The 6,700-nt window shown below is 31.5% G+C and carries 5 protein-coding genes and 2 pseudogenes; 5 read left to right on the top strand and 2 right to left on the bottom strand.

The genetic code is table 11. The features are described 5' to 3' along the window. The first annotated feature begins 151 nt into the window (after nucleotides 1-151). Complete coding sequence (locus HMPREF2737_RS00540; RefSeq protein WP_012818277.1) at nucleotides 152-1,018, top strand: replication initiation protein; 867 nt, start codon at nucleotides 152-154, stop codon at nucleotides 1,016-1,018. Nucleotides 1,019-1,617: 599 nt separating this feature from the next. On the opposite strand, the gene HMPREF2737_RS00535 is transcribed toward HMPREF2737_RS00540, so the two are convergent. Continuing rightward, complete coding sequence (locus HMPREF2737_RS00535) at nucleotides 1,618-1,827, bottom strand: hypothetical protein (RefSeq protein WP_053036367.1); 210 nt, start codon at nucleotides 1,825-1,827, stop codon at nucleotides 1,618-1,620. Between the two features lie 23 nt (nucleotides 1,828-1,850). Then, on the bottom strand, nucleotides 1,851-2,528 hold the full coding sequence (locus HMPREF2737_RS00530; RefSeq protein WP_053019143.1) for an ArsR/SmtB family transcription factor: 678 nt from the start codon (nucleotides 2,526-2,528) through the stop codon (nucleotides 1,851-1,853). A gap of 111 nt (nucleotides 2,529-2,639) precedes the next feature. Between HMPREF2737_RS00530 and HMPREF2737_RS00525 the strand changes: the two are divergent. From HMPREF2737_RS00525 to HMPREF2737_RS00510, 4 genes and pseudogenes are all read left to right on the top strand, one after another. Next, nucleotides 2,640-4,018: pseudogene (locus tag HMPREF2737_RS00525) on the top strand (MFS transporter). Between the two features lie 246 nt (nucleotides 4,019-4,264). Further along, nucleotides 4,265-4,649: pseudogene (gene mobC / locus HMPREF2737_RS00520) on the top strand (plasmid mobilization relaxosome protein MobC). After that, nucleotides 4,631-5,638 (top strand): relaxase/mobilization nuclease domain-containing protein, encoded by a 1,008-nt coding sequence (locus tag HMPREF2737_RS00515; RefSeq protein ID WP_049335764.1) that lies wholly within the window; start codon nucleotides 4,631-4,633, stop codon nucleotides 5,636-5,638. The pseudogene mobC and the gene HMPREF2737_RS00515 overlap by 19 nt, the downstream one beginning before the upstream one ends. Then, the gene (locus HMPREF2737_RS00510) at nucleotides 5,622-6,146 is read left to right on the top strand and encodes a mobilization protein (protein WP_012818276.1); all 525 of its coding nucleotides are present in this window, start codon (nucleotides 5,622-5,624) and stop codon (nucleotides 6,144-6,146) included. Before HMPREF2737_RS00515 ends, HMPREF2737_RS00510 begins: the two co-directional genes overlap by 17 nt. Nucleotides 6,147-6,700: the final 554 nt, after the last annotated feature.

Here is a 6,700-nt window from a genome sequence, read left to right as displayed (position 1 = left end):
GACATTTTGTAACAGTAAAAGGGACATTTTGTAAATCATGTCACTTATAATTCTTTTTTCTCTATTTAATAAGTGTTATAATACTTTCAAATATTATTTTAAAGGGGCATTTTGTAAATCATGTCACTTATAATATCGAGAGGAGTTTTGTATGTCTGGTGAAACAGTAGTATATAGAAATGAGATGAATTTAGTTCCATTAAGACGTTTTACAAGCACTGAAGTAGATTTATTCTTTACTCTATGTAATAAACTTAAAGAGCAAGACACAAGAAAAGTAACTATTCCTTTTGCAGAATTAAAATATTTAAGTAATTACTATACTCGTTCACAAGAACGTTTTATTAATGATTTAGAACATGTATACGATAAAATGCTTAACTTAACTTATATAGAACGTAATGGTAGATCATTTGAAAAATTTATTTTGTTCACTTCCTATAAAGTAGATTTAGATGAAGAATGTTTATCTATTAGTATTAATTCTGATTTAAAACATATTTTAAATTCTATAACTGCCGATTTTACAAAATTTGAGTTGAAGGAAATGACACATCTCAAATCCACCTATGCTAAAAATATGTTTAGGATACTTAAACAATACAAACATACTGGTTATGTAAAAATGAATTTAGATGATTTTAAAAATCGTCTAGATGTCCCAAAAACTTACCAAATGAATGATATAACTAAACGGGTATTAAAACCAATAGTTAATGAACTATCTCAGATTTTCAATAATCTACATATCAATAAAATTAAAGCGAAAAAAGGACGTAAAATAGAATGGTTAGAGTTTACTTTTGATGCTGAGAAACGCATTCATAGTAAGCGACAACCCAAAATGGCGAATGTAGCCCAACCCAAACAATATATCAGTCGTGAGAAAACGCCAAAATGGCTACATGAACGAAATCAAAGTAATACAACTAGAGAAATGACCGAAGAAGAAAAAGCACTATTAAAAGAACAACAACAAGCATTTAGACAACAATTAGAACTAGATTGGGAAGATTAGAAAGTTTACAAAAGATAACATGAAAGATATACTGAAGTTAACAAACAGACAGATACATCATTAGATGTGAAAACCCCAGCATGCCGACCAAAGCATATGCTGGGGTTTCTTTTTTATCGTTTATGTTCTTGATTTAATAAATTAAAGAACACGCCCAACAATAATTGGACATACGATATACTTCATAACAAACAGAACGACAATCATTAGATGTGGCACCTCCTTTCTGCACAGGAAGTGCTCTCCAATTATAACAAAATCCCTATGACCTGTATGCGTGCATACAATATACAAGCATACAGTATGCACGCATATTGTATGTAACATCTAAATACGATATATCAATTACAGGTAAACAAGTTTATTAGTTAACTAGTATACGCATGAATAATAATTTGTGTAATTTACACTTGTGTAAACTGAATAAAGATACAAACCGATTATTCATGAAAAGTGATGAAAACGCATCAGATCAATGATGTATAAAACCTGCATAAACGATAATCATAAGCAAAAGGCTTAAACGTTGATTTAATAACGTTTAAGCCTTTAGTTATAGTTAACATAATTAACTCTTATAGGTAGTTAGTTTGTATATCCTAGTCATCTTTATTTTCTTTTTTATTATCTTTTTCGATTTTTTTATCTATAAAGAAGAAACAGATAATTATAATAAAATAAATAGCAAAGAAAATAGTTTTGCCATATGGAATATGAAAAATAGCGATAAAAATTATTGAATACACGCTCAATGTTATCAAACAAATATTTAATAATAAGTTATACTTTTTTAATTTATTTTTTTTCATTTTTAATTATTTCCCCTTTTTTATTATGGGATGTTCATATTTAGATATGTCTTGAAAGCACTTTTTCCTTTTTTGGTTAAATTAAGACATCGATTAATTTCACTTTTTTCAATCCAAGATAATTCAATCATTTTTTCAGTTATTTTTAACGCAATAGGTCCTGCCATATGATTTTTTCTCTCAGTCCAATCTATATGTTTAGGAATAGGTTTAAAGTACATACTCTTTTCTGTTTCAATTCCTATTTTTTTTAACCAAGTCTTCCCTTCTTGAGTTAATTTATAAAAATTTTCTTCTTCTTTAATATAATTATTTTCTATCAAAGATTCAGTAAACTTAACCCCTATTTTTCCGGCAATATGACCATAACAAGTACGCATATATGATAATTTTTCTTTTTTTGTTGTTTCTTTTAACGACTTACTACTCATAGGTGGAGATATGACAGACAAAGCTTGGATTGCATCAACAACTTTATCATTATCAATTTTATAATAACGATGTCGTCCCTGAGTATTTACTGAGATTAAATTGGCTTCTACTAATTTTAAAAGATGCTCACTAGCTGTTTGAGGTTTTATACCAGCTAATTTAGCTAATTCTCCAGCTGAAAGAGATATACCACTAGATAATTCAATTAACATAGTTAAACGTGTTTTATGTCCAATGAGGAGAATATTATCAGCAAAATTTTCATACATATAATACATCCTTTCTATTAGTACAATTTAATCATACCCATATAATATTTCGGTGTTGAACGAAATATTATATGGGTATGATTAAATTAGTTAAATGAGGAGGTATGATAGATGTATTCTTCCAAGTATTTCGATCATTTAGTTGTTTTCACAGCAGGAATAGGAATGTTTTTATCACCCTGGATAGTGGCATTATCAATGTCGCATTACCCACTTTATCAAAATACTTTAATGTTGATACTTCTTTTATTACTTGGAGTGTTACACTATATACTTTATTATTAACAGGCACAATTATAATATTTGGGAGACTAAGCGATAAATACAGTCGTTTAAATATATATAGTTTAGGATTAACTATTTTTTTAATAGCTTCTATTTTATGCGGTTTTTCAAACAACGTCATACAATTAATCGTTTTTCGTGGTTTACAAGGTATAGGTGCAGCAATGTTACAAGGAACTGCTACGGCTATTATTACTACAACCATTCCTGAAAATAGACAAGGTTCTGCGTTAGGAACGTTAAGTATTCTATTAGGAATAGGTCCTGTTTTAGGTCCAAGTATTGGAGGTCTTTTAATATCTGTAGGTAATTGGAGATGGATATTTTGGATCAATATTCCCTTTATATTTATCGGTTTAATCGGCTGTTTATTTTTAAAAAGATATATTAAAGAGCAAAAAAGTACGTCTATCCATTTAGATATACGTGGAAATTCATTATTATTTCTATCTATCTTTTGTTTATTAATAAGTTTAACATCTTGGTCTTATCACTCAATTTTTAATATATCAGTATATGGCAATTTCCTAATCTTTATTGTTTCTTTTTGCCTATTTATTATATGGGAGTTAAAAACAAATCATCCTATCATCGATTTACGTTTATTCAAGAATGTATCATTTTCATCTCCAATATTTGCAATATTTGTATTTGGAGGTACAGCATCTTTAGGTTTTATAATTCCTCCATATATTTTAGAAAAGATTAATCATCTTTCATCTTGGCAAATAGGATTAGTTAACCTTACTTCTCCTTTAGGATTAGTACTTACTTCAAAAATATCTGGTAAATTAATTTCTCGCATTGGCAATATTGTATTAATGACTACAGGACTAATTATTATGATTGTGGCATATACAAGCCTAGGATTATTACAATATATATTAAATCCAGTGACAATAAGCTTATTATTACTAATATATGGTATAGGAGGAGGTTTTTTCCTACCGTCTAATACTTCAGCAATAATGGGAACTGTATCTCAAGATATGCAAGGTACTGCTGGAGCTACACAAAGAATGGTTCAAAATATAGGTATTGCTTTTTATACAGCAGTTACTTCATTATTTATCAGTAATTCATCAAATTCAGATAAACTCATAGAAGGGTCAAGTCATGCATGGTTATTTGCATCAATAACACTCTTTTTAGCATTATTACCTTTTTTATTAAAAATATTAAAGACTAAATATGAACCTAATTAATATATTTATAACAAATAATACTTCTTTTTCTTTATTAATAGTGGCTATCAATTAGCCACTATTTTTTCGTCAGAAAAAATCATAAGGGGATTGGGGAGTATCCCCAACAAGCAGGCGACGCTACCACGTTAGTGGCTAGCAAAGCCAATGCTTGCCAAACCACTATATTACTTGATGAAATTTAGATTATCATATAATCTAAATTTATATTAAGTAATATCTTTCGTAGAAAGCGTGGTGGGATGTATGAGCGAACAAAATCATTTTGTGGCTAGCGACGAAACTGTTGGGCAAAACCATAAACCCAACCGTAAGGAGCCGAAACAAATTAGTTTTCGTGTGAGCGAATCCGAATATTTAAAGTTAAAGCAGTCAGCTGAAACTTTAAATATGAGTGTGCCTGCTTTCGTTAAGGAAAAGGGCACAAGGCAGTCGATTGGTCGCACCTAAATTTGATAAAGAAACGCGACAATCGATTGCGAAAGATTTAAGTCGATTAGGGGCGAATGCCAATCAAATTGCGAAATATTGTCATCAACATCAATATGATGCTCCGAATTATAGCGCATTAGAACGTAATATTAATGAATTACGTGAAAGGTTGGATGACATATGGCAACAACTAAATTAAGTGCGACGAAATCAACGTCACGTGCCATCAATTACGCTGAAAAACGGGCTGAAGAAAAAAGTGGCTTAAACTGCGACATAGACTATGCCAAAAGTAGTTTTAAAGCCACACGTGAACTCTATGGTAAAACAGGGGGTAATGAAGGCCATGTCATTATTCAGTCATTCAAACCAGGCGAAGTAACCCCAGAACAATGTAATCAACTAGGTTTAGAATTAGCTGAAAAATTCGCACCTAATCATCAAGTCGCTGTCTATACACACAACGATACGGACCATGTACACAATCATATTGTGATTAATTCAATTGATCTTGAGACAGGGAAGAAATTTAACAACAATAAACAAGCCTTACGTGATTTAAGAGACTTTAATGACGACGTATGTCGTGAACATGGCTTAAGCGTGCCAGAAAAAGATACAGCACGCTTACGTTATACACAAACAGAAAAAGCGATTGCTGACCCTAATACAAAATCAACCGCCCAATATTCATGGAAAGATGAAATACGTGAAGCAATCGACCAATCAACAGCCACAAATATGGACGAATTCAAAGACCATTTAAGTCAATATGGCATTGAAATTGCACGAGTTACACCTAAGAGTATTACCTATCGACATCTAGCTGAAGATAAAAAAGTCCGTGGCCGTCGATTAGGTGAAGACTATAACAAAGGGGGCATAGAAGATGGCTTTGAAAGACAAATACAACGACAACAGCAAGAACGAGAAGATGACAACGACATCCAGCCAAAACGACCAACTTCAAACCGTGATGAACCAACTCAACGAGATACAGGCGTCACTCAATCAGATTGGGATAAATTCGCCCAAGACACAAATGAGCTTAAGCGTCGCCGACAAGCTGCAGAGTCAGCAAGACTTGCTGATGAAAAGGCTCGAAGAGATCGAGAAGAGAGAGAACGAGCGAAACAAGCGTCACGAACAATTATTGACAACGATAGAGACCATGGCCTTGAACTTTAATCAAGCCACAGAAACAACACAAAAAAGATTTATTAGCGTTGCAAAACACTATGTGGAACGTATTAATAACGATAACTTAAAACAAGATTTTCAATCAGCAATCCAACAAGAATTAGAAGATGTGAAATCACAGACACAAAATTTAGTTAAACAGTTTCAAAATCATCAATCAGACTTACAAAAAGCACATGATGATTATAAAAAAACGCTTGATGAGCGTATCGAAACAAACGAAATAGCAATAAAACAATATGATCAAGCATTCAATCGTTTAACTAAAGGGATTACAGCCATGTTTTTCATCGTTGCCTTAGTAATGATTACTTTTGTAGTCTTAAGTCCATTAGGCGACCTATTAGGCGTACAACATTTTTATGATTGGATTAACCACGTCTTAAAAACAGGTCATTCAGCATGGCGTTATCTAATTGTGACGCTTTATCTGGCCCCTTACATATTATTTAGTTTGCTTATATATGCCATTTTAAAGGCGTATGAGCGACTTTAACCTTAGTCAGTATTAAAAACCTATAACTTATCATGAAAAACGCTGCATACGGTTTAAATTAGTTTAGAAATGGAATTAAACATTTTTTATAAGGAGATCCGAAATGCTTATATTTTTGTTTATTTTAATGAGTGGACTTTTAAGTTATTACTTGATTAATCGTTCAAACAAAAAGAAATGACGCTATTATGCCGAGAAAATTTATTGTGCATTGAGAAGAACCCTTAATTAAACTGTTTCGACGAATGTCGGTATAGCGTGAGCTATAAAACCGACGAGTCGACAGTTTTAGGGTTTATTAAGGGTTCAGAGGCTCAATGTCAATAAAGCAATTGGAATAAGCAATAAGTAAATGATTTTTATTAATCAAAACCAATCATAAAATATGATTGGTTTCCTTTTTGTTTTTTTGAATTTTGAGGGGCAAATTGCCCCGAACTTTTTAATATCTTTTTATAAATCTTTTTAAAACCTTTTTAGGCACCTTTTGAGCCTTAGAGCCACAATGGATTTGGAATGCTAAAAGGGACATTTTGTAACAGTAAAAGGGACAT

It is taken from the genome of Staphylococcus sp. HMSC069D12 (genome assembly GCF_001810405.1).
In the GTDB taxonomy this organism is placed as follows: domain Bacteria; phylum Bacillota; class Bacilli; order Staphylococcales; family Staphylococcaceae; genus Staphylococcus; species Staphylococcus haemolyticus.
This window is presented reverse-complemented; position numbering and strand designations above follow the sequence as displayed.